Source organism: Parabacteroides sp. PH5-46, from assembly GCF_029892785.1.
In the GTDB taxonomy this organism is placed as follows: Bacteria; Bacteroidota; Bacteroidia; order Bacteroidales; family Tannerellaceae; genus DFXE01.
On record NZ_JARXXA010000038.1, the window covers coordinates 1 to 1,799 of the forward strand.

1 tRNA gene and 1 rRNA gene are annotated in these 1,799 nt (G+C 49.9%); both read left to right on the plus strand.

Going from position 1 to position 1,799, the window contains the following annotated elements:
- Positions 1 to 12: 12 nt before the first annotated feature.
- Positions 13 to 1,541 (plus strand): 16S ribosomal RNA (locus M2470_RS18415).
- 183 nt (positions 1,542 to 1,724) lie between these two features.
- Positions 1,725 to 1,798: transfer RNA gene (locus tag M2470_RS18420), tRNA-Ile, on the plus strand.
- Position 1,799 lies beyond the last annotated feature (1 nt).

Here is a 1,799-nt window from a genome sequence, read left to right on the forward strand (position 1 = left end):
AAAACAATTTTAACAACGAAGAGTTTGATCCTGGCTCAGGATGAACGCTAGCGACAGGCTTAACACATGCAAGTCGAGGGGCAGCGGGGGCTAGCAATAGTCTGCCGGCGACCGGCGCACGGGTGCGTAACGCGTATGTAACTTGCCCAACAGAGGAGGATAACCCGGCGAAAGTCGGACTAATACTGCATAAAACAGGGGCTCCGCATGGAGATATTTGTTAAAGATTTTATCGCTGTTGGATAGGCATGCGTTCCATTAGATAGTTGGCGGGGTAACGGCCCACCAAGTCTTCGATGGATAGGGGTTCTGAGAGGAAGGTCCCCCACACTGGTACTGAGACACGGACCAGACTCCTACGGGAGGCAGCAGTGAGGAATATTGGTCAATGGGCGAGAGCCTGAACCAGCCAAGTCGCGTGAAGGATGACTGCCCTATGGGTTGTAAACTTCTTTTATACAGGAATAGTAGTCACTACGTGTAGTGAAAGAGAATGTACTGTATGAATAAGCATCGGCTAACTCCGTGCCAGCAGCCGCGGTAATACGGAGGATGCGAGCGTTATCCGGATTTATTGGGTTTAAAGGGTGCGTAGGTGGGTACTTAAGTCAGCGGTGAAAGTTTGTCGCTTAACGATAAAATTGCCGTTGAAACTGGGTACCTTGAGTATGTTTGAGGTAGGCGGAATGTGTGGTGTAGCGGTGAAATGCTTAGATATCACGCAGAACTCCGATTGCGAAGGCAGCTTACCAAGCCATAACTGACACTGAAGCACGAAAGCGTGGGTATCAAACAGGATTAGATACCCTGGTAGTCCACGCTGTAAACGATGATTACTAGTTGTTTGCGATACACAGTAAGCGACACAGCGAAAGCGTTAAGTAATCCACCTGGGGAGTACGCCGGCAACGGTGAAACTCAAAGGAATTGACGGGGGCCCGCACAAGCGGAGGAACATGTGGTTTAATTCGATGATACGCGAGGAACCTTACCCGGGTTTGAACGCATTTCGACAGACTGGGAAACCAGTTTTCTAGCAATAGCGATTTGCGAGGTGCTGCATGGTTGTCGTCAGCTCGTGCCGTGAGGTGTCGGCTTAAGTGCCATAACGAGCGCAACCCTTATTGTTAGTTACCATCAGGTTAAGCTGGGGACTCTAACAAGACTGCCAGCGTAAGCTGTGAGGAAGGTGGGGATGACGTCAAATCAGCACGGCCCTTACATCCGGGGCGACACACGTGTTACAATGGCATGGACAAAGGGCAGCTACCGGGCGACCGGATGCTAATCTCCAAACCATGTCTCAGTTCGGATCGGAGTCTGCAACCCGACTCTGTGAAGCTGGATTCGCTAGTAATCGCGCATCAGCCATGGCGCGGTGAATACGTTCCCGGGCCTTGTACACACCGCCCGTCAAGCCATGGGAGTTGGGGGTACCTAAAGTCCGTAACCGCAAGGATCGGCCTAGGGTAAAACCGATGACTGGGGCTAAGTCGTAACAAGGTAGCCGTACCGGAAGGTGCGGCTGGAACACCTCCTTTCTGGAGTTTCATGTACCGTATGTTACGTCTGAGAGATAGAGTGAAAGGTATAGGGTATGTACATAAGTTTCATATTCTTTGTACTACAATGTTGTTATGTTAACGATATAGATCATACAAAAAAGAGAAAAAAGAGGCTGGGAATCCTTATTGATTAGGTTTTCCCGGGCATCAAAAGTTGACAGTCCTATAGCTCAGTTGGTTAGAGCGCTACACTGATAATGTAGAGGTCGGCAGTTCAACTCTGCCTGGGACTAC